This is a genomic window from Dyadobacter fermentans DSM 18053 (genome assembly GCF_000023125.1).
Classification (GTDB): Bacteria; Bacteroidota; Bacteroidia; order Cytophagales; family Spirosomataceae; genus Dyadobacter; species Dyadobacter fermentans.
In genome coordinates this window covers 2712266-2733401 of the sequence record NC_013037.1, presented here as the reverse complement: position 1 = coordinate 2733401, position 21136 = coordinate 2712266, and the positions used below count along the sequence as shown (strand labels likewise).

The window sequence follows — 21136 nt, the reverse complement described above, 5'->3', positions numbered from 1 at the left end:
GCTCCCCGGACATCTGTGGCAAGATCAGGGAGCCGGTTTTGCAAAAATCTTTACGGGAAAATCACAAAACGATCAAAGGTATGAAAAAACATCGACTGCCTGTCGAGATCATGATAGCTATGGTTAAAATCTCCTGTTTTCATCTTTTTCTGGTCATGCTGACGTTCAGTGTCAGTGTGGCCGGCGATGGCTTTGCACAGGAAATGCTTACGCGCCCGGTGACGGTGACGCTCGTTAACCAGGACGTCAGGGCGGCCCTGACGCGGATCGAGAAATCGGCCAAAGTAAAGTTCAGCTACGAGCCCGCTCTCCTGCAAAAAAGCGGGAATGTGAGCCTGGTTGTGCACAACGAACCCCTTGCAGCAGTGCTGGACAAGCTGCTCAAACCGCTGGGAATCAGTTATAATTCATCGGGAAAATACATTATCCTCACCCGCGAACCCGGCCAGGGCCTGCGAAAGCAGGAAGGGATGGAGGAAACGGAAGCATTCGAAAAATGGGTGACCGGAAAAGTGAGTGACGAATCCGGCGCGGCATTGCCCGGTGTGAGCATTCTCGTGAAAGGCACCCAAACCGGGACCACCACGCAGGCCGACGGTACGTTCCGCATCGACGTGGGCGACAGTCCTGCATCCCTGATCTTTTCGTTTGTAGGCTATATGCCGCAGGAAATCGAGGTGGGCAGCCGCTCGGTGATGAACGTGACATTGAAAGTGGATACTAAGGCCCTGGAAGAGGTGGTGGTGGTGGGCTATGGCACGCAAAAGCGCTCCGACCTCACAGGCTCGGTGTCGACCGTGAAAGCGAACGAGATTAAAAACCTCCCCGTAAGAAGTGTGAACGAGGCCTTGCAGGGACGTGCCGCAGGCGTGCAGGTCACGCGCAACGACGGTTCGCCGGGGGCTAATTCGGACATTATCATCCGCGGGGCGGGGTCCATCGGCGGAATGGCGCCGCTTTACATTGTGGACGGCATCCGGATGTCGGCAGGCAATAACTTCAATTTGCAGGATGTGGAATCCATCGAAATCCTGAAAGACGCCAGCGCAGCAGCCATTTACGGCGCACAGGCGGCAGGCGGCGTGGTGCTGGTTACGACCAAGCGCGGCACGTCGATGGACAAGATGAGCATTAACCTCAATGCGAACTACGGAGTGAGAAAGCCCGTGAATTTGTACAAATTATTGAATACCAATGATTATTACAAAGCCAAGACCGCTTTTGGCGTGGCTACCGGCGGCTGGGGAGACCCCGCATCGCTGCCGGATACCGACTGGATCGACGCACTTTATTCCAACGGCGTGGAGCAAAGCTATTCGCTCGACTTGTCGGGCGCTTCGGCCAAGAGCAATTACTACATTTCCGCCAATTACCAGAAGGAAGGCGGCACGATCATTGATAACTGGTTCAAACGCTACGGTTTAAGGACGAATTCGGATTACAAGCTCAATTCGAAACTGAAAGTAGGGGAGACGATGTACGCCTGGATGACGGAGATCAATCCGACCGTGAGCGCCACATACCCGTTCCGTTCGGCGCCGGTGGTGGGCATTTACGACCCTTCCAACAGCTACGGCGGCTGGGCCAAAACGGGCAGCTTTTTCGGCGGACCTAACCTCGTGGGGCAGGAGCGGCAAAACCACATGTCGAACCAAACGTACGCCGTCGAGGGCAATGTGTATGCCGACTGGCAGATCATTCCGGCGCTCAGCTTTCGTGCCACATTCGGGGCATCGGTGTACAACGCGAAGAACCTGAAATTCACGGAGGCATTCGATTACGGCATTATTGCCAACCGCAATGCGTTTCTGGGCCGGGATATCAACAACCAGCGCAACCTCACCGCCAACTTCGTGCTTACCTACGCCCAAACATTCAAGCAGCACGAAATCAAGGCGCTTGCGGGATATGAAGCTTACAAATCCGACCTTAGTACATTGCACGGCGAGGCGCAGGGATTTCCGTATGTGACTTATAATCTGGGGTTAACGACCAATCCCGCCAGCTATGTGACCAACGGCGCCGAGCTGCCGGAAACGCGTCTGCTGTCGCAGTTCGGGCGGATCAATTATACCTATTCGGGTAAATACCTGCTCACGGCGACGGTCCGCCGCGATGGCTCCGACCGCTTTGGCCCGGCCAACAAATGGGGCGTGTTTCCATCGGCATCGGTGGGCTGGAAGCTCAGCGAGGAGGCATTTTTGCGGGATAACCTGCCTGCGGTGTCGAACCTGAAACTGCGGGCGAGTTATGGCAAACTGGGCAGCACGAGCAACATTCCGCAATATACCTACCAGTCGTCGTACGGCGGCAGCGGCGGTACCAATGCCATGGGCCTGGCCGACGGTTCCCGTTCGAAAGGGTACGCGCTCACGGCCCAGCTCGTGAACGAAAACATCCGTTGGGAATCCGTATTGCAGACCGACGTCGGCGTGGATGTGGGGCTGCTCCGCAATGCATTGAACATCACGCTCGATTGGTACAGCCGCCAGACCCAGGGGATGATCTACCGGGTGCCCGTAGCGCCCACGGCCGGCTTCGGGGGCACATCGGTTTTTACCAATATCGGCCAGATGAGCAACAAAGGCCTCGAACTCGCCGCCGATTACCGGGGGCAAAAGGGAGATTTTACCTACTCGCTGGCCATCAATGCAGCCTACAACAAGAATCTCGTGAAACAGCTGGACGGGAATAACAACAATCCGATCAGCGACGGGGTGGCGGGCAACGACCTCGACGGCAATGCCGGACGGACGCAGGTGGGCAACCCGATGAGCCAGTTTTACGGCTACCAGGTCGACGGCATTTTCCAAAGCGACGCCGAAGTCCAATCCCTGAACGAAAGGGTTCAGCAGGCAGCGGGATCAACCGCGGTTTACTATCAGAACCCGGGCACGGCGGCGGGCGACCTGCGTTTCAGGGATGTGAATGGCGACGGGCGCATTACCACGCTCGACAAAACGTTCATCGGCAACCCCTGGCCGAAACTCACCTATGGCCTCACGCTCAACCTGGGCTGGAAAGGCATCGAACTCACCGCGTTGCTGCAAGGCATGCAGGGAGTGGATGTGTACAACGGCAACAAGTACTACACCGAGTATTTCTACGGCGATCACACCTCGACCCGCGACATCCTGAACTCTTCGTTCTTCAACGGCAACGGCCTTACCGACCAGCCGCGGGTAGGGGCCACGTCGGCGTCGGGCGCATTCACGCGCGACCCGAACTCGAATTACGGGCGCATTTCGAGCTATTTCGTGGAGGACGGCTCGTTCCTGAAACTCCGGAACCTGCAAATCGGCTACATGTTTTCCAGCAGTCAGCTGAAAGCATTGCATATGCAGGGGCTGCGCATTTACGCGCAGGGGCAGAATCTGTTTACACTCACGAAGTACTCGGGCCTCGATCCCGAAGTGCTCGGGCGTAACGGGACCACGGCGCGGGGCATCGACACGATTTTCTCCTACCCGCGTTCGATGCTGCTTTCGATGGGTCTCAGTCTCAGTTTCTAACATTCAAACAGACGAATGATGAAAATATGCATTAAACTGTCGTTACTGGTCATGTTGGGGCTTGTGGCGGCTTGTAAACAAAGTTTTGTGGATGTCGAAAACCCGACGGCCATTGCTACTTCGGCCTATCCCACCAAAGTTTCGGACCTAGAACAGCTCCTCGCGGGTGCCTATGCGACGCAACACGCGGCGGGCACATTCGGGCGTGCGATGGGGCCTTACAGCACCTATCTGTGGGACCACACCTGCGATCTCAGCTGGCAGGGCTCACCAAACTGGATCCAGATGGCGCAAAACAATGCGCTGCCGAGCGATAACTTCCTGCTGCAAATCTGGCCTGATCTCTGGCGCGGCGTGCAGCGGTGCAACACGCTGCTGGCGGGCGTCGAAAAGGTGAACCAGAATGCTACCGAGGCCGATAAGGCGGCTATCAGCCTGATCAAAGGGCAGGCATTGTTCCTGCGGGCGTGGTACTACTTTTACCTGACCACTTTCTGGGGCGAGAGCTTCATCGTGGACGGCAAAGGCGGCGATATGATGGGCGTGCCGATCCAGGAAACGGTGGCAAACGATTTGTCCAAAACTCAGGTATCGCGCTCCACCGTGCGGCAATGCTGGGATTTTATCATCAATGACCTCAAACAAGCCGAAACTTTGCTGAAAGGCCAGAAATGGACCGCTGTTACCGATCGCCACAAGGTCGATGAGTGGGGTGTGAAAGGGTTTTTGGGCAAAACTTACGTGTTTACGGAGGATTGGAATAATGCCAAAACCACACTCGGCAATGTGATCACCGAGAGCGGTAAGTCGCTGGTACCGTTTGATGTGTACAAAACGATGTTTAACGGGCAAAACGAGTTCAATTCCGAATCGCTTTTCGAGCTGAACCTGAATGTGGACATGAGCTTCGCGGGCGCCACAGACCTTTCTATGGGCTCGATGATGGGAACGCTGATATCGCCGTCGTATGTCGGCGCTAACGGCACGCCCATTGCTTCGGCCTGGTCAAACGTGTTTCCGCACGCGAAAAATATCACCCGTTTCGGCTTCGACGAAGGCCATTATTTCAAGCCCGGCACGACGTCGCCGAACATCTCGAACGTGGATCAGTCCTATATCACCAAATCCATCGCCGCGCGAAACAATAAAACCGTCGATCCGCGGCTTTGGGTAGCCTGCCTGCAACCTTACGTCGATTCGATGGTGGTGAGCGGCACGAAGCGGCCCATTTCGCATTATCTGGATATCAACGAGCTGGATATGGAGGCATGGAGTTTCCGGAAATACATCAATTTGAACGGAACAGAGCTGGAAATCAATCGGGCAAACGGCAGCAATATCCTCTGGCTGCGGTTGGCCGACATTTACCTGCTCTACGCCGAAACGCTTGCCCGCACGGGCGACAATGCCGGTGCGCTGGAATACATCAACAGGGTGAAGCGCCGCGCGTACAGCCTGCCGGTAGATAAGCCGTCGGCAATGGATTACAAGAGCCTCACGGACGCTACCAAGGCCTCCGACGATGTCCTGAAAAACGATCCGCTGAAATACGAACGCTGGGCCGAGTTTTTCGGGGAGTTCAACTGGTGGTTCGATGTGTGCCGTTGGAAAATCGGTGACAAGGAAGCCGCTTACTACCAGAAAGTCCGCGGCGGCCCCATCCAATGGAACGCAACCGACTACGCCCAGCCGATTCCGGTGACGGAAATGACTTCAAATGTGAACATGCGCCAGAATCCGGGATATTAATTTCAATCGAAAATTTCAAGCCGCTGTTCGGGTGAAAACCGGGGCAGCGGCTTGCTTTTGCTTGTTGAGACAGTTCCCGGTAATGCATTTTGTAACACGTTGTTGATAAAAATGAGGGCCGGATGCAACATTGCTGCCTCGGTTCTTTGTCTGTGCAAGTATAACTGCTACCGACGGAGCTGATTTTATGAAGCTCCCGCCGGTTTTTAAACTTCGATGCGTGTGATCATGAAATTCCTGTACGCTGCCATTTTGTGCCTGGTTCTTTGGCAATGTAAAAAATCCGAAACCGGCGAGATCGTGCCCGAGCCTGCTCATAATGCCGATAAACCGGCGTTGAATCCGCTACCCGCCATGATTTCCGCACCGAACTCCCTCGGGCTGGACGTAGCGATGGACAATGCCGACAATGTGTATGTGTCGGGGTCATTTTACGGCACCACGGAATTTGGCACGGCGGTGGGAGGCAACGATGTGTTCATTGCCAAATACAAACCGAACGGCGAGCTGGAATGGTCGCGGACGCTGGGCGGGCCGAAATCTGACGAGGGCCGCGGCATTGCAGTGGACGGCAGCGGGAATGTGTACGTAACGGGCGATTTTTACGGGACTCTGACCTCCGGCGACATCGCGATCACTTCCCATGGCGACGCCGACGCATTTATCGTCAAGTACAACACCCAAGGCGAGTTCCAGTGGATACGCGCCTACGGGAGCGACGGCGGAGAGCGCGGGCAGGCCATTGCCGTGGACATGAACGGCAATGCCTATGCAACGGGAGAGTACCAGGGCACGGGCGTTTTCGGCAATACCAGCAAGCAGTCGGCCGGAGAATTCGATGCATTTATCGTCAAATACAGCACCGACGGCGCCTTTGAATGGGTCCAGTCGGGCGGTGGGGCCAGCCGCGATACGGGGTATGGCATCACTACCGACAAGCGGACGGGGGAGGTTTACGTGACAGGCTTCTTTATGGGCACCACCACTTTCGGCAACACCAGCGTTACTTCGAAGGGCACCTTGCCGGGTGAGGGCGATGTGTTTTTGGCCAAATACAACTCTCAGGGCGAGTTCGTGTGGATGAAAGCATTCGGAGGCGATGTGTCGTCCGGAGGTTTTGACGTGGCGGTGGACGGTTCAGGCAATATATTCGCTTTGAAGAACGGCGCGCCCGGCGGAAGCCTGGTGAAACTCGATGCCGCCGGCAACATGCTTTGGGAGCAAATCCTCAAATTCGATGGGAGCGGCACGGCGGTGGACGTCGACAAATCCGGCAATGCGTATGTGGTGAAGTTGGGATCGGCGATCCTCAAATACAATTCCGACGGCATCATCCAGCAGGCGCAGCTGCCACGCAGTTCCGAATCGATCATCGGGACAGGAATCGCAGTCAACCCAAACGGAAAGCTTTTCATTTCCGGCTACTATAAAGGCACGCTTACTTATGGAGGAATGGCCCGGAACGACGCCGGCTGGGTGAATATGTTTGCGATCGGCGGCGATTTTTAACAAATGCAATGAACAAAATTGCCCTGGTGATTTTTGCATTGTTTTTAGCATTGACCGGCGAATGTTCCGGTCAGCAATTCGGTGCGGATTATGCAGCGCGCGTCGGGCGTGCGGATTCGCTCTTCCAGGCAAAGCAATACCGGGAATCAGGTGAGCTGTTCAATCGTGCATTTGCTGGAAATGGCGGTGTGGGGTATCTGCACCATCGTTACACGGCCGTGTCGGCATGGGCGATGGTACATGAGGCGGACAGTGCGTTTTACCATCTTTTCAGGATTATAGAGCGGGTGCAGTATGATGAATTGGACAAAGTCCTGGCGGATTCGACGCTCCATAACCTGAGGGCTGATCCGAGGTGGGAAAAAGCCATCGGGCTGATTAAAGGTAACAAGGATTTAAAGGAAGCAAAATACGATCGCCGGCTGATTGCCGTGCTGGATTCGGTGTTTGCAAGCGATCAGAAATACCGTTTGACCGTTTACGATACCATTAATAAATATGGCATGGATTCTCCCGAGGTGCACGATATCAACACGAGAATCATCAAAGCCGACAGCATTAACATCGGCATTGTGACGAACATACTCGATACGCACGGCTGGCCCGGGCCGGAGGTAATTGCAACGCACGGCAACACGCTGTTTCTGGTCCTGCAACATTCGGATATTCCAACGCAATTAAAATACCTGCCTGTCATGCGGGATGCCGTAAAGCGCGGCGCAGCGCAAAACAGTTCGCTGGCTCTGCTCGAAGACCGGGTTGCATTGGGGCAGGGCCGCTGCCAGATTTACGGAAGTCAGATCGGATTGGATGAAAAAACAAACCGCTATTACGTGTTGCCGGTGTCCGATCCCATTCAGGTTGACCAACGAAGGAAGGAAGCGGGTTTGGAGCCTTTAAAAGAATATGCGGCGCATTGGAAAATTGTTTGGAAACCGGAAACTTACCGGCAGGATTTGAAACAACTGCTGGGCGAAGAGGCGCTGGAAAAGTATGATTGTTTTCAAAAGCAAAATGGTAAAAAAAACCGCTTACGTTGAGTAGATAGCGGTTTGAAAATGATTACCTGATTGCGCGGCGATTTTCATCAACTGTGCCGCAAGCAGAGAAAGTAATTTATTGCATATATTACAAGCAATTAAATGTTTGTAACTTTAAGTTAATTAGCCATGAAATTGAAGCTTATTTTATCTATTTTGTTTGTAGCGACCTGTTTTGTTGCATTGGGTCAGGAAAAGTCTCCGGAAAAAGGGCTGATCAAGATTTCCATTATGTATCCGTATTCCGAGGGTAAAACCTTCAATATGGAATATTACGAAACAAAACACATGCCCATGGTAGCCAGTTTCTTAGGGGCGAACCTGGTGAAATATACCATTGAAAAGGGGCTTTCGAGCGGTATTCCCAATCAACCGTTACCTTATCTGGCAATAGGAACCTTTTACGTAAAAAGCCTGAGCGAATACCAGGCGGCTGTTGCTCCGCAGCGTGACGCATTTCGTGCCGATTTTAAGAACTACACGGACGTTACTCCGGTCATTCTGGTGAGCGAAGTCGTCAAATAGGACCAGGCGCCACCATCCTCGATATTATTTTACTCTCTACAAACGCACAATGATTTCCAGAAGAATTTTGCTTTCGGTGACGGCAATTGGCCTGCTTCTGCTATTTACTGAACTCGCATTCAGGTCAGCCTTATTCTTTTTTGGTTACCCGTTTTGGCTTCCCGGCAACTATTTGCAAAAGAAATATTACACGTTTATTGATCAAATGGCGCCCCCGCCGGACGATAAGGAGGCGCGAAATATATTGATACTTGGCGGGTCGGTCGTTAATACCGACTGGTCACGCATGGAAAAGCGCCTCGATACGCTATTTCAGAAAGCTTATCCGGGCATTGAAAAGTTTAATTTTTTCAATGTAGCCATGCCCGGGCATAACTCGCTCGATAATGTGATCAAGTACAAGCTGATGGACGACCATCATTTCGACCTGGTTATTTATTACGAGGCCATTAATGAAAACAGGGCCAATAATATCTCCGCCGAGCTGTTCCATGAGGATTACAGCCACATTAAATGGTACGATGAAGTCAATTTATTACGCGCACATCCCGAAATGAATTTCACCGTTACGCCCTACGTGGTGCACAGGGTGGTGAAGGGGATCAAAGACAAATTATCGCACCGGAAATACATCAGCAACGACGTGGTTGATCCGGAACTGGCTTCTTACGGAAGCGACATCAAAACGGCCAAATCGTACGAAAACAACATCGGCGCCATTGCCAGCTTCGCCAACGAACGGAAGGAGCCGCTTATCCTGGTAAAATATGCCAACTTTTTCCCTGAGGGAGTGAAACTGACGGGTGAGGAAACGGATAAGAAATACTTCACGCCCTGCTTCGTGGTGTCGCCCGTTACGACCTGGGGCAAACCCGAGAATGTGCAGAAGGGCATTCGCGTGCACAACGAAATACTGGAAAAGGCACATCACACATACCATACCTATTTCTTTGACATGTCGGCGGTGCTTCCCAAAGATTCGACAATGTTTTGCGACGTGTGCCATTTGAGCGAGCAGGGCGCCCAGCTATTCGCCCGGAAGCTGTCGGAATATGTTGTGTCCAATAAGCTGATCAAGTAGCCGTTTCTATTTCGCTGAAAATGCGTCGGCAGCAGTAAAACTACCCGCCAGCCATCTCTTAATGCTGGTCGTTAGCTCATTGCACCGGCCGCAACTTTTCACTAATCTGACCAGCTACATTGCCTGAATTAACCGAACAAGAGCTCTGGAAGGCATTTCAGGAAGGGGATGAGGAAGCGTACACGAAGCTTTACCGCCTTTATATCAAGGATATGTACCGTTACGGGTCCAGCCTGGTGGCTGCTTCGGAGGCATTTGTTATGGACTGCATTCACGATGTTTTTACGGAAATGTGGATCAAGCGCGAGCGGCTGTCTGTGCCGGCGCATGTCAAATACTATCTGCTCAAAGCATTAAAAACGCGTATCCTGCATTTGCTGGAACGGAAGGAGCGGCCTTTCACGCCCTTGTCGGAAATCGATCTCGAAATGTTCGATGCCGAGGATTTCGAGATACTGGAAGAACTCGACATGGCCGCTTCCCGGCAGGATAAACTCACCGCGCTCATTTCCAAACTTCCGCAGCGCCAGCAGGAGGCAATCAAGCTGCGGTTTGTGGAAAACCTGAATTACAGCCAGATCGGGGACATCCTCGAAATGAATACCCAATCCGCCAAGAACCTCGTTTCCCGTGCCGTGGAGAAGCTCCGCGGCTGGATCGTCCTGACTGTTATTCACTTTTTTAATATTTTTTTGGGTTAAACTGAGTACTATTTGCGGTTTCCGTCATCTATGTATGAACGCGAAAAAGCATAGCACCTTGGACCACGCATTGGACAACTACTCGACGGCCGATTTTCTGCTCTCAGACCATTTCGTTAACCACCAGTTGGAGCCGACTCCGGAGACGGCGCTGTTGTGGGAAACGTGGCTGGCCGGTAACCCGCCGAATCGCCATGAATGGGACAGGGCCGTTTACCTGCTGGAATCCATCCGCCTCGGATTGAGCCACTACGCGGGGCAAGTCATTTCCGAAGAGGCAATCGAGGCGCTTCTGGCCAGAATCCGCGAAACCAACCGTCAGTATTCGGTTCCTGTAAGGAGCATTGGCCGCGTGCGGTGGATGGCCGCGGCGGTGGTGCTGGTACTGAGCGGCTTGCTGGCCTACTGGTGGCACGGCCGGCACGATTCCGAAAGCTATTACGCGGAACGAATGGCCGGTTTGCAAAGCAAATACACCGAGCGGGTCAACCGGAGCCGCGCCGTCGAAACAATCGTACTATCCGACAGTTCCGTGGTGCGGCTTGCACCGGGCAGCCGGATCAGCTTTAATCCTTCCTGGGATGGCGCTTCCAGGGTGGTATACCTTTCCGGCGAAGCGGATTTCGAAGTCACGCGGGACATCCGCAAGCCTTTTCTGGTGTATGCCAACGAGGTGGTGACCCGCGTATTGGGCACGCAATTTACCGTGCGGGCCTTCGATGCAGAGGGCAAGGTGCTGGTCAATGTGAAGTCCGGGCAGGTGTCGGTTTCGAAAGATGATGTGCCCGAAAAGGGTAATGTGCAGGATGCAAGCGGATTACTGCTGCTCCCCAACCAGCAAGCTGTCTTCTCGCGCCGGTCCGAGGAGTTCAGCAAGTCGATCGTCTCCGAACCGCGGGTGATCGGTGTTGAGAATGAGATGCCTTCATTCGAATACGACGCCGTGCCGGTAACCCGGGTGATCGGGGATTTGGAAAAAGCCTACGGCATTTCCATTCTGTACAACCGGGAACAGTTGAAGAATTGCGAGCTCAGCGCCTCGCTCAAAACCGAAACATTTGAAGAGAAACTGCGGGTCATTTGCACGACCATCAATGCGGATTACCAGAAGCTCGACGGCCAGGTAGTCATTCATGGAGGCGAATGCCGATAATTCTCGATGCTTGATCTGATATCCCGCCGCACGGCGGGAAAGCTAAACTATTGCCTACATCTAACCCTAATCAGCGGATACTATGAAAAAACTCGCCGCACATTATGCATTCAAATGCATGAGGACCACCGTGGGCCCACTGCTGCTGGTGCTTGGATTCATCCACCTTTCCTGGGCGCGAACGGCCGCCGGACAGGAGTTGCTCAATCGAAGTATATCCATTACCGTTCAGGAAAAAAGTCTTAAATCGGTGCTGCATCTGATCGAAAAGCAGGCTGAGATCAAATTTTCGTATAGCCCGCAGGTGGTGCCCGTGCAACAGCGCGTGACGTTAAATGCTGAAAACCGAAGCCTGGGCGAGGTGCTGGACCTGATCCTGAAACCGGTGCAGGTGCGCTATGTTGTCGCGGGAAGGCAGATCATCCTGTCGCGGGCGGAGCCGGACCAGAAAACGGGTGGCATAGCGCCCGCAGCGCACCCCGCGTCGGAGCAAATGCGCCCGCAGGAGCGCCGGGTAGAAGGCAAAGTAACCGATGAAGCGGGCGCCGGGCTGCCCGGCGTGAGCGTCGTGGTGAAAGGGACGCAGGCGGGAACCGTGACGGATGTGGACGGGAAATTTGCAATGGAAATGCCGGAATCGGCTGATTTGCTGGTATTTTCCTTTGTGGGCTATCTGCCTCAGGAGGTGGAAGTCGGTTCACGGACACAGGTGGACATCGTTTTGAAGCCCGATACCAAAGCGTTGGAAGAAGTGGTGGTAGTGGGTTATGGCACTGTCAAAAAACGTGACCTCACCGGCGCCATCGCGAGTGTGAATGTGGAGCAGACGAAACTTCAACCCAATACCAATGCTTCGCAAATACTGCGGGGAACCACGGCCGGCGTGCAGGTTACCGACAATGGCCGTCCGGGCCAGGCGGGGGAAATCCGTATCCGCGGTATCAACTCTATTTCCGGAAGCACCGCCCCGCTCATCGTATTGGATGGCATCATCTACGCCGGTGGAAGCCTGTCGGACATTAATCCGAGCGATATCGAGTCGATCGACGTGCTCAAAGATGCCAGCTCCACTGCTATTTACGGCTCCCTGGCCGCCAATGGCGTGATCGAAGTGACCACCAAACGGGGGAAGTCCGGTAAGCCGGTGTTTTCATTCAACACTTACGTAGGCGCTTCGGATTATGCTTTTTTACCCAAACTCCTCAATGCGGAGCAATATCTCGCCGCCCGCAAAGATGCGGAGATCGCCGACGGCGGACCGGTGCCATTCCAGCCGGTGGAGCTTGAAAACATCGCCGCAGGAAGGTCAATCAAGCCTTTTGAGGAAATCAGACAATCGGCTCCGATGTCCAATTACGAGCTAAGCGTATCCGGGAAAACCGAGCGGACGAGCTATTTCTTTTCCGGCGGCTATCTCAAAGCCAAGTCGCCGGTAAAAGGCGACAATTTCAGCCGGATTTCCAGTCGGCTTAACCTTTCGGTAGATGCGACCGACTGGCTGAAACTGGGCGTCAACTCCGGCTTCACTTCCCGCGACGACTCGGGCGTACGTGCGGACCTCGTCGCTACGACCTACCTGAGCCCATTTGCCAGCCTTTTTCTGGACGACGGCAAATCGCCCCGACCGTTACCGCAGGATATTGGCCTTGTTGCCAACCCGTTGATCGGCCATGCCCTGAACCAGCGGAAATCGATTACCAACGCATTGTTTGCCAATGGTTTCGCCGATGTACGCATTTGGAATGGACTTTCCTACAAGCTCAATGCGGCGTACACCCGTACGGATTCGAAAGAATTTAAATTCAACCCATCCTACGAACCGCTGAACCGGCTCGGCTCCGGCTCCAAATACCATGGTGAGCGGCAAAATATCACAGTGGAGAACATCATCAGCTACAAGCAGCAGATCACCCCGCGCCAGAGCCTGGACGTGACATTATTGTACGGTGCCTATGAGCAGAAAAGTGAATCCTCGATGCTTTCGAGCCAGAACATTTTCAATGATGCACTGGGCTACAATGCGCTCGAAATCGGGGAGGGGTTCAACATTGATGCGTCGGCGCTTAAAAACCGGCAGCTTTCGAGCATGGCGCGGCTCGGATACTCGGTGGCGGGCAAGTACCTGGCCACCGTGAGCATCCGGCGCGACGGTTTTTCGGCCTTCGGGGCAGGCAAGAAATTCGGGGTGTTTCCGGCCGTTGCACTGAGCTGGAATGTGACCGAGGAAGCATTTATGCACGATTTGAAGGAAATCAACTTTTTGAAACTGAGGGCTTCCTGGGGGCGGAACGGAAACCGCGGCGTGAAAGAATACGCTTCCCTGAGCCAGGTGGAACAGAAAAACTATGTGTTTGGCGATGGCAGCGCCACGTCTGTCGGATTGAGCCCGAGCAGCCTCGCTAACCCGAGTCTGGGCTGGGAAACTTCGGAAAGCACCAACATCGGGGCCGACGTGCAGGTATTTAACAGCCGGATCAGCGCTTCGGTGAATTACTACTGGACGCGGACTTATGACCTGTTGCTCGAACAGGCCATTCCCAACACCAACGGATTTGAGAAGTTTCTGCGGAATGTAGGCCAGACAAGAAACCACGGTCTGGAAATCGACCTGAAAAGCACCAACATCGAACGCGGCGGATTTACCTGGAACACCAGCCTCGCTTTCTCGTTCAACCGGAATAGGGTCGTGAAACTGACCGGCGCCGACGTGAACAACGACGGCCGCGAGGACGACGACATTGCCAGCGGCTGGTTTATCGGACATCCGCTCATGAGCAATTATAGCTACGTTTTTGATGGAATTTTTCAGGAAGGCGACGACCTGAGCCTTATTCCGGGAGCTATGCCGGGCGATATCCGCTTCAAGGACATTAGCGGCCCCGATGGCGTGCCCGATGGAAAAATCACTCCGCAGGACCGCACTGTGATCAGCAATGCACAGCCGCGGTACAATCTGGGCATTACCAACGTGTGGAGCTACAAAGGCCTGAGCCTGTCTGCCGCATTCAACATCCGCCATGGCGGGTACAGCAGAATGGATATGCTGAACCCGGGCACAAACTTTTACGACCAGGCCAACTTCCTCGACGTGCCTTACTGGACGCCCGGCAACCCGATCGACACACGGCCGAGGATCAACTACCGAAACCCGCTCGGATACGGTTTCTACGAAAGCCGCAGCTTTGCCAGGCTGCAAGACGTTTCATTGTCGTACAACATACCCGATAAATTGTTAAAACCGGTGAAAATCGGCTCGCTGCAAGTGTATGTAAGCGCCAAAAACCTGGCAACCATCACGAAATGGAAAGGATGGGACCCTGAATTCGGCGGCGGCGGCCGGGGGCCTGGGGAGAATGGGCCTTTGCTCAAAACCTTCATTGCCGGGCTGAATATTTCTTTCTAAAAGCTACTGATTATGAAAAGATACATTTCCTTTTTGCTGACCCTGTGTGCGCTCGGGCTGACGACCGGTTGCGAAGAGTCTTACCTGGAAGAAGTGCCGCTCGACCGTTTCAGTCCCGAAAACCTGCTCGTGAACGAAGCGGGGTACGATGCGGCGGTAGTGTCGCTCTACGAAGCTGCCCGGCAGGAACACAGTATAGCGTCCAACAATTTCGAATACATGACCGTAGGCACGGACCAAAGCCAGTGGGGCCGTAACGATTCGCGGGGTAACAAGGATTACAGCCTGCTGAACTCGAACCTTGAGGCCACGGCTATTTACTGGGATTGGGCATTCAAGCAGATGATCGTCCGTGCTAACCTCATCCTGGACAACATCGACGATCCTGAACTGAAAATAGGCGATGCGGCCCGCGCCAACATCAAGGGACAGGCCTTGTTTTTCAGGGCATATACCTACAATTTCCTTGCAAATGTGTACGGAGGCGTGCCTGTTGTGAAAGAGCGGATCGAGGAGCCGAGGTTCGATTTCGTGCGCAATACGCGGATGGAGGTTTTGGAATTCGTGGCGCAGGATCTGGAAGCGGCTTCCACATTGCTGAATATGGAAGTGCCCGACGGGAGAATCCCGCGCGCGGCGGCATTTCACCTGCTGAGCGAGGTTTATATTTCACTGGGTATGGAAAAGAAGGACGAATCGTGGTTCGATAAATCCATTGCCGCGGCCACAAAGGTGATCAGCAAGGAAGCCGGTGATTACCAGCTTATGACGCAGCGTTTCGGCAAGGCGGGCGCAAAGCCCGGGGACGTGTTTTCCGACATTTTTGCCGATGGGCAGATCAACAGATCGTCGGGGAACAAAGAAGTAATGTGGGCCTGGCAATTCGAAAATTTCACGCCAGGCGGCTATTCCACTCCCACACTGGCCAATATCAGCATCCGCTACTGGGGGCCGGAATATGACAAGATCCAATCGCCCAACGGCACGGCCAACCTGCCGTCCGACAGCCTCGGGCGCGGCATCGGCGTCAATTCGCCCACCAATTACATCAAATACGACATCTGGAAGCTCGATCCGAATGATATACGCAACTCGGTGCACAATATCCGCAGGACCTTTTATTACAACAACGCGGCGGACAAGGAATATTTCGGCAAACCCATTGTGGCCAAAAGGGGCGCGGACGGCCAGCTTTACACCACCAAATCAGATGGCTCACTGACCAAATTCGTGCTTGATACATTGCGCCAATATTATCCCTATATCCGAAAAATCGAGGGTACGCCCATGGGTAACAACAACCTGAGCGGCAATTCGGTGAAGGATTTCAGCCGGATGCGCGTCGCAGAGACCTATTTGCTGCGTGCCGAAGCGCATTTTAGAAAAGGCGACCTGGCCATGGCCGCCGCGGACCTGAATATTGTCCGCGCACGGGCTAATGCAAAGCCGATCGCCGCCGCCGCCGTGACCGAAGACTTTATCCTCGACGAACGCTCGCGTGAGCTGATCGTGGAAGAGCCCCGCCTTCGCACGCTCATTCGCATGGGCAGGCTCGTAGACAGGGTGCGCAAGTACAATTCCATACCCTCCGTGCCGAACGGACCGTCGTCGGGAGGCACCATCCAGGATTTCAACCGCTACTGGCCTATCCCACAGAAGGTGATCGATGCCAACACCGGTGCCACGTTCGAACAGAATCCCGGTTACCCTTGATAATGCCGGCAGTCCATTTCAATGCAATCGACATGAAAATCTTGAAACATGCAATCCAGAAGAACATTTCTTAAATACAGCGCATTATTATCGGGCATCGCCGCCGGGTTCGACGCCGTGGGGCAGCCGGCGCAGCGCAGTATTCTGCTCCGGTCGTCGTGGCAGGTAGAAAACATCGGCGACATCGGGCACACGCCCGGTGTGATTACGCTGTTGGAGCAGTATTATCCTGATGTGGAGATTCGTTTGTGGCCGGTGGATATCGGCAAGGGCGTGGACCAGATGCTGGCAAAGCGCTTTCCGAAACTGAAAATCATCACCGCAGAAGCGGATATCAAAAAGGCATTCGATGAGTGCGCATTCATGCTCCACGGCTCCGGGCCGTCGTTGGTGAGGGGTAAGGACCTTGCATTATGGAAAGAGCAGACCGGTAAGCCATACGGCATTTACGGCATCACTTTCCCGGGGGTATACGGCCTGCCTGCCGACCGCTGGAAGTTCAGGCCCGAGGATATTACCATTATGACGGAAGCGAAATTCGCGCTCTTCCGGGACTCGGCCTCGCTGGAATTCGCCCGCGATAAGGGTGCGAAATCGCCCATTATGGAGTTTTGTCCCGACGGTGCGTTCGCTGTGGACCTGAAAGACGACGAAAAAGCGGAGGCGTTCCTGAAAACCCATAACCTGCAAGAAGGTCAGTTTGTGTGCGTGATCCCGCAGCTGCGCTTCACGCCCTGGTGGGAGCTGCCCCGCAAAAAACAGCAGCCCAATGCCGGCAAACACGCCCGCAACGAAGAAATGAAGGAGCATGATAACGCACCGATCCGCGCGGCGATTGCCGCCGTGGCCCGGCAAACCCCCTACAAGATTCTAATCGTGCCGGAAAACGAAACGCAGATGCGCATCGGGAAGGAAATGCTGTACGACCCCGTGCCCGACGATGTGAAGCAGAAAACCGTGCTCCGGACCGAATATTGGCTCACGGACGAGGCGATCAGCACCTATGTCCGCTCAGCTGGGCTGTTTGGCATCGAAATGCATTCACCCATCATGTGCATTGGCAACGGCATTCCGGCGATCGTATGCAGGTTTGAGGAGCAAACCAGCAAGGGTGTCATGTGGCGGGATATCGGCCTGGGCGAGTGGCTTTTCGATCTCGATCACCCGGAAGACATCGACCGCCTCGTGCCTGCCGTGCTCGATATGCTTACCAATAAAAAAGCAACTGCCCAAAAGGTGGAAAAGGCGCTCGCATTTGTGCACAAGCGCCAGAAAGAAACCATGGCATTGATGCAGCCATACGTGAGTTAGTTTTTATTTATCCCAAAAAAACATCATCCATGAATTCGAACAACCGAAGAAACTTTATCAAAAACGCAGCCGCGATGGCGGGCCTGCTCATGATTGGTAAAATAGCGCAAGCCAAAGCCGATCCGACCATCCTGTTTGTATCGGGCTGGCAGGATGTGAATATCGGGGATATCGCCCATACGCCCGGACTGATCGCCCTGCTTAAAAAGCGGTTGCCGCAGGCGAAGCTGATCCTCTGGAAAAAAAGCAAGAGCGATTTCGCCGAAGGTATGCTCAAAAAGCATTATCCCGATTTGCAGATCATTCACGGACAGGTAAATAAAGCCGGCGAACCGCAATCGGAAGAGGTGAAAAAGGCATTTGCGCAGGCCGACTTTTTCTTGCACGGCTCGGGGCCGTCGGTCGTCGCGGCCGATTACCTGGATAGCTGGCAGAAGCAAACCCAAAAGCCTTTCGGGATTTTCGGGGTTACCATCCAGGATATCAGCCCGGACCTGAAAAGGATCATTCAGAACGCCTCGTTCATTTTCACGCGCGAAACCGCGTCGATCGGAAAGCTGAAAGAGGCGGGCCTGGAAGGTAAGCACATCGCATTTGCACCGGACGCCACATTCGCGATGGACATTCACGACGATGCGGCTGCGGCCAAGTTCATCGCAGACAACAAACTGACCGACCGCAAGTTCCTGTGCGTGATCCCGCGCTTGCGCCGGACACCTTATTACAAAATCCGGCCTAACAATGCCGGTTGGAGCCCCGAACGGATCCGCGAGGTGGACGAGCTCAACGACAAATGGAAAGAGATCGACCACGCCAAACTCCGTGAAGCAATGGTGACGTGGGTACGCAAAACGAAAGGGAAGGTGGTGGTATGTCCCGAAATGACCTACCAGCTGGACGTGATGGACGAGCTGCTCATTAATCCGCTGCCTGCGGACGTGAAGCCGCATATCGTGAAACATGGCTACTGGTTACCGGACGAGGCCGCATCGCTGTACAAAAGAGCGCAGGCCGTGCTGAGCTTCGAGTGCCATTCGCCCATTATCGCCGCCACCAACGGAACGCCGTGCTTTTACCTGCGCCAGCCCGAGGATACCATTAAAGGTCAAATGTACTACGATCTCGGCCTTTCCGACTGGACATTCGAAATCGAACAAACCACCGCCGGGCAGATCACAGACCGCCTCATGAAAGTGAACGCCCAATACCCCGCCGCTCAGAAACAGGTGGCCACCGCAATGGGAAAGGTGAAGGAACGCTATGACGAAACGTTCAGGATTTTGGCTGAAAAGGTTTGAAAAAGGGCTTCTGGGGTTTCTCCGTTGCTTCCCGGGAAACCCCGCTACCGGCGCCTACTAAGCTTGATCGCCCGCTCGATGCGCGGGCGGTTGTATCTTTGCAGTAATATCGGATATAAATTCAGCATGATATTCAATGCCAGCAACCAAATGGATTTATTGAACCCGTATTCAATCGCCACGAAAACGTTGAATCCGAGCACGATGATAAAAATAATCAAATGCCCTAGCTCGGATTGCTTTGTATTGTAATGCAGTTGCTGCAAAGTCTGGGGATTCTTACCAATCGGGTTCGACTTTTTATTCAGCTTTTCCCAACCGACCCATACCAGCACTTTCCTGAAAAAATTGATGCCCAGGTACTCATATATTTTCCCGCTGCGCTCCCAGGCTTTTGCACGGTAATAGGGTCCCGAAAGCGGGCTTTTCAATGTTTGGGTAAACCAAAGCACGCAGCCCATTAGCAAAAAATTGAGTATCCAGGCAAACGAAAAGCCTCGCATATCAATAAAATACGCCACGGCGTAAACGAGGGCAATGGTAGCAATGATGATAATCGCCAGAGTGAGCGTTTTTCGCATGGATAGGGGTGGTAGTAACTGCGGGTAATCTTACCAAAAACCAGGCGGATTTCAAAACAGCTGCTGCGCTGCGAGGCGGTTACGGAACAGGGACATTACCGATTTTTGGTCGTTATAAATTATATTAGCAGGCTCGACGAACAATATCAATTAATATTCCAGATACTAACCAGTCCGACATTGAGTTCAGTACAATCCTTCATGAGCGGGATCATCCATCGGAATCCCGGCGAAAATGAATTCCATCAGGCAGTCCATGAGGTCGCCGAAACCATCATTCCATTCATTGACAGTCATCCGCAATACCAGAAGGCCAAGATTCTCGAAAGAATCGCAGAGCCTGAGCGGGTTATCATTTTCAGGGTTCCCTGGATGAACGACCAGGGCGAAGTGGAAATCAACCGCGGATACCGTATTCAGATGAACAGCGCGATCGGTCCTTACAAAGGCGGTCTTCGTTTTCACCCTTCGGTAAACCTGAGCACGCTCAAATTTCTTGCTTTCGAACAAATATTTAAGAACAGCCTCACGCAGCTTCCCATGGGGGGCGGAAAAGGAGGGGCCGATTTCGATCCGAAAGGACGGTCCGACCGCGAGGTAATGTTCTTCTGCCAGAGCTTCATGACCGAGCTGTTCCGTCACATCAGCTCCGACAACGACGTGCCCGCGGGCGATATCGGTGTAGGTGCAAGGGAAATCGGTTTTCTTTTCGGTCAGTACAAGCGGCTCAAAAACGAATTTACCGGGGTATTGACCGGCAAAGGCGCCAGCTACGGCGGAAGCCTCATCCGGCCCGAAGCTACGGGCTACGGCGTGGTGTACTTTGTGCAGCAAATGCTCAACCAGCGGCGCGACAGCCTGAAAGGCAAACGCGTGGTCATTTCAGGATCGGGTAACGTGGCGCAATACACGCTCGAAAAGTGTATCGAACTCGGTGCAAAAGTGGTGACACTGTCCGACTCATCGGGATATATCTACGACGAGCAGGGTATCGACGCCGAGAAATTCGCCTACATCATGCGTCTTAAAAACGAAGAGCGCGGCCGGATCGACTCTTATGCTGCCAGGTTTGGATGTGAATTTGTAGCCGGCAAAACGCCGTGGGAAGTGCCATGCGATATTGCGCTACCCAATGCCACCCAAAACGAGCTGAATGCGGACGACGCCCGTTTGCTCGTTAAAAACGGTTGTTTCTGCGTGGCCGAAGGCGCCAATATGCCTTGCACGCCGGAAGCGATTGAGGTTTTCGAAAGCAACGACATCCTGTATGCGCCCGGAAAGGCGGCTAATGCGGGAGGTGTAGCGGTGTCTGGCCTTGAAATGTCGCAAAACTCGCTGCGCCTGTCGTGGTCACGCGAGGAAGTGGACAAGAAATTGCAGGATATCATGCTGAACATCCATTCGACCTGCCTGCGTTACGGGCGGCGACCGGACGGACGCCTGAGCTACATGCAGGGCGCCAATATCGGAGGCTTCGTGAGAGTAGCCGACGCCATGCTCGCACAAGGGCTCGTATAATGTAAAACCCCGGCGAATGCTTTTGAGCACACGCCGGGGTTT

General features: G+C 53.8%; 14 protein-coding genes. 13 read left to right on the top strand and 1 reads right to left on the bottom strand.

Going from position 1 to position 21136, the window contains the following annotated elements; translation table 11 throughout:
• Window positions 1-80: 80 nt before the first annotated feature.
• The 12 genes from DFER_RS10965 to DFER_RS10910 all read left to right on the top strand — a co-directional run bounded on the left by DFER_RS10965 (window position 81) and on the right by DFER_RS10910 (window position 18995).
• Entirely contained in the window at window positions 81-3512 is a 3432-nt protein-coding gene (locus tag DFER_RS10965) for a TonB-dependent receptor (protein WP_229206234.1), read from the top strand.
• Between the two features lie 15 nt (window positions 3513-3527).
• Window positions 3528-5261 (top strand): RagB/SusD family nutrient uptake outer membrane protein, encoded by a 1734-nt coding sequence (locus tag DFER_RS10960; RefSeq protein ID WP_015811700.1) that lies wholly within the window; start codon window positions 3528-3530, stop codon window positions 5259-5261.
• A 228-nt stretch (window positions 5262-5489) separates the two neighbouring features.
• On the top strand, window positions 5490-6770 hold the full coding sequence (locus tag DFER_RS10955; RefSeq protein ID WP_143828714.1) for an SBBP repeat-containing protein: 1281 nt from the start codon (window positions 5490-5492) through the stop codon (window positions 6768-6770).
• Between the two features lie 8 nt (window positions 6771-6778).
• Window positions 6779-7810: a DUF6624 domain-containing protein gene (locus DFER_RS10950; protein ID WP_015811698.1), complete on the top strand. Its 1032-nt coding sequence runs from the start codon at window positions 6779-6781 to the stop codon at window positions 7808-7810.
• A 129-nt stretch (window positions 7811-7939) separates the two neighbouring features.
• Window positions 7940-8335 carry an EthD family reductase gene (locus DFER_RS10945; protein ID WP_015811697.1) on the top strand — a complete coding sequence of 132 codons (396 nt, stop codon included), beginning with the start codon at window positions 7940-7942 and terminating at the stop codon, window positions 8333-8335.
• Between the two features lie 49 nt (window positions 8336-8384).
• On the top strand, window positions 8385-9416 hold the full coding sequence (locus DFER_RS10940; protein WP_015811696.1) for an SGNH/GDSL hydrolase family protein: 1032 nt from the start codon (window positions 8385-8387) through the stop codon (window positions 9414-9416).
• Between the two features lie 119 nt (window positions 9417-9535).
• Window positions 9536-10117 carry an RNA polymerase sigma factor gene (locus tag DFER_RS10935; RefSeq protein ID WP_015811695.1) on the top strand — a complete coding sequence of 194 codons (582 nt, stop codon included), beginning with the start codon at window positions 9536-9538 and terminating at the stop codon, window positions 10115-10117.
• A gap of 34 nt (window positions 10118-10151) precedes the next feature.
• Complete coding sequence (locus tag DFER_RS10930) at window positions 10152-11270, top strand: FecR family protein (RefSeq protein ID WP_015811694.1); 1119 nt, start codon at window positions 10152-10154, stop codon at window positions 11268-11270.
• Between the two features lie 82 nt (window positions 11271-11352).
• On the top strand, window positions 11353-14673 hold the full coding sequence (locus DFER_RS10925) for a TonB-dependent receptor (RefSeq protein WP_015811693.1): 3321 nt from the start codon (window positions 11353-11355) through the stop codon (window positions 14671-14673).
• Window positions 14674-14685: 12 nt separating this feature from the next.
• Window positions 14686-16386 carry a RagB/SusD family nutrient uptake outer membrane protein gene (locus tag DFER_RS10920; protein ID WP_015811692.1) on the top strand — a complete coding sequence of 567 codons (1701 nt, stop codon included), beginning with the start codon at window positions 14686-14688 and terminating at the stop codon, window positions 16384-16386.
• Window positions 16387-16434: 48 nt separating this feature from the next.
• Complete coding sequence (locus tag DFER_RS10915; RefSeq protein ID WP_015811691.1) at window positions 16435-17697, top strand: polysaccharide pyruvyl transferase family protein; 1263 nt, start codon at window positions 16435-16437, stop codon at window positions 17695-17697.
• A gap of 29 nt (window positions 17698-17726) precedes the next feature.
• On the top strand, window positions 17727-18995 hold the full coding sequence (locus DFER_RS10910; RefSeq protein ID WP_015811690.1) for a polysaccharide pyruvyl transferase family protein: 1269 nt from the start codon (window positions 17727-17729) through the stop codon (window positions 18993-18995).
• Between the two features lie 44 nt (window positions 18996-19039).
• Here the strand turns inward: DFER_RS10910 and DFER_RS10905 are convergent, their stop codons facing one another.
• Window positions 19040-19576: a glycosyl-4,4'-diaponeurosporenoate acyltransferase CrtO family protein gene (locus DFER_RS10905; RefSeq protein ID WP_015811689.1), complete on the bottom strand. Its 537-nt coding sequence runs from the start codon at window positions 19574-19576 to the stop codon at window positions 19040-19042.
• Between the two features lie 201 nt (window positions 19577-19777).
• On the opposite strand from DFER_RS10905, the gene gdhA reads away from it, so the two are divergent.
• On the top strand, window positions 19778-21094 hold the full coding sequence (gene gdhA / locus DFER_RS10900; RefSeq protein WP_015811688.1) for an NADP-specific glutamate dehydrogenase: 1317 nt from the start codon (window positions 19778-19780) through the stop codon (window positions 21092-21094).
• The last annotated feature ends 42 nt before the right edge of the window (window positions 21095-21136 follow it).

Coding starts and splice junctions, on each gene's coding strand:
- DFER_RS10950 (WP_015811698.1), top strand. CDS start 6,779: ATGAACAAAATTGCCCTGGTGATTTTTGCATTGTTTTTAGCATTGACC.
- DFER_RS10960 (WP_015811700.1), top strand. CDS start 3,528: ATGATGAAAATATGCATTAAACTGTCGTTACTGGTCATGTTGGGGCTT.
- DFER_RS10930 (WP_015811694.1), top strand. CDS start 10,152: ATGAACGCGAAAAAGCATAGCACCTTGGACCACGCATTGGACAACTAC.
- DFER_RS10965 (WP_229206234.1), top strand. CDS start 81: ATGAAAAAACATCGACTGCCTGTCGAGATCATGATAGCTATGGTTAAA.
- DFER_RS10955 (WP_143828714.1), top strand. CDS start 5,490: ATGAAATTCCTGTACGCTGCCATTTTGTGCCTGGTTCTTTGGCAATGT.
- DFER_RS10905 (WP_015811689.1), bottom strand. CDS start 19,576: ATGCGAAAAACGCTCACTCTGGCGATTATCATCATTGCTACCATTGCC.
- DFER_RS10940 (WP_015811696.1), top strand. CDS start 8,385: ATGATTTCCAGAAGAATTTTGCTTTCGGTGACGGCAATTGGCCTGCTT.
- DFER_RS10915 (WP_015811691.1), top strand. CDS start 16,435: ATGCAATCCAGAAGAACATTTCTTAAATACAGCGCATTATTATCGGGC.
- DFER_RS10925 (WP_015811693.1), top strand. CDS start 11,353: ATGAAAAAACTCGCCGCACATTATGCATTCAAATGCATGAGGACCACC.
- DFER_RS10910 (WP_015811690.1), top strand. CDS start 17,727: ATGAATTCGAACAACCGAAGAAACTTTATCAAAAACGCAGCCGCGATG.
- DFER_RS10920 (WP_015811692.1), top strand. CDS start 14,686: ATGAAAAGATACATTTCCTTTTTGCTGACCCTGTGTGCGCTCGGGCTG.
- DFER_RS10945 (WP_015811697.1), top strand. CDS start 7,940: ATGAAATTGAAGCTTATTTTATCTATTTTGTTTGTAGCGACCTGTTTT.
- gdhA (WP_015811688.1), top strand. CDS start 19,778: ATGAGCGGGATCATCCATCGGAATCCCGGCGAAAATGAATTCCATCAG.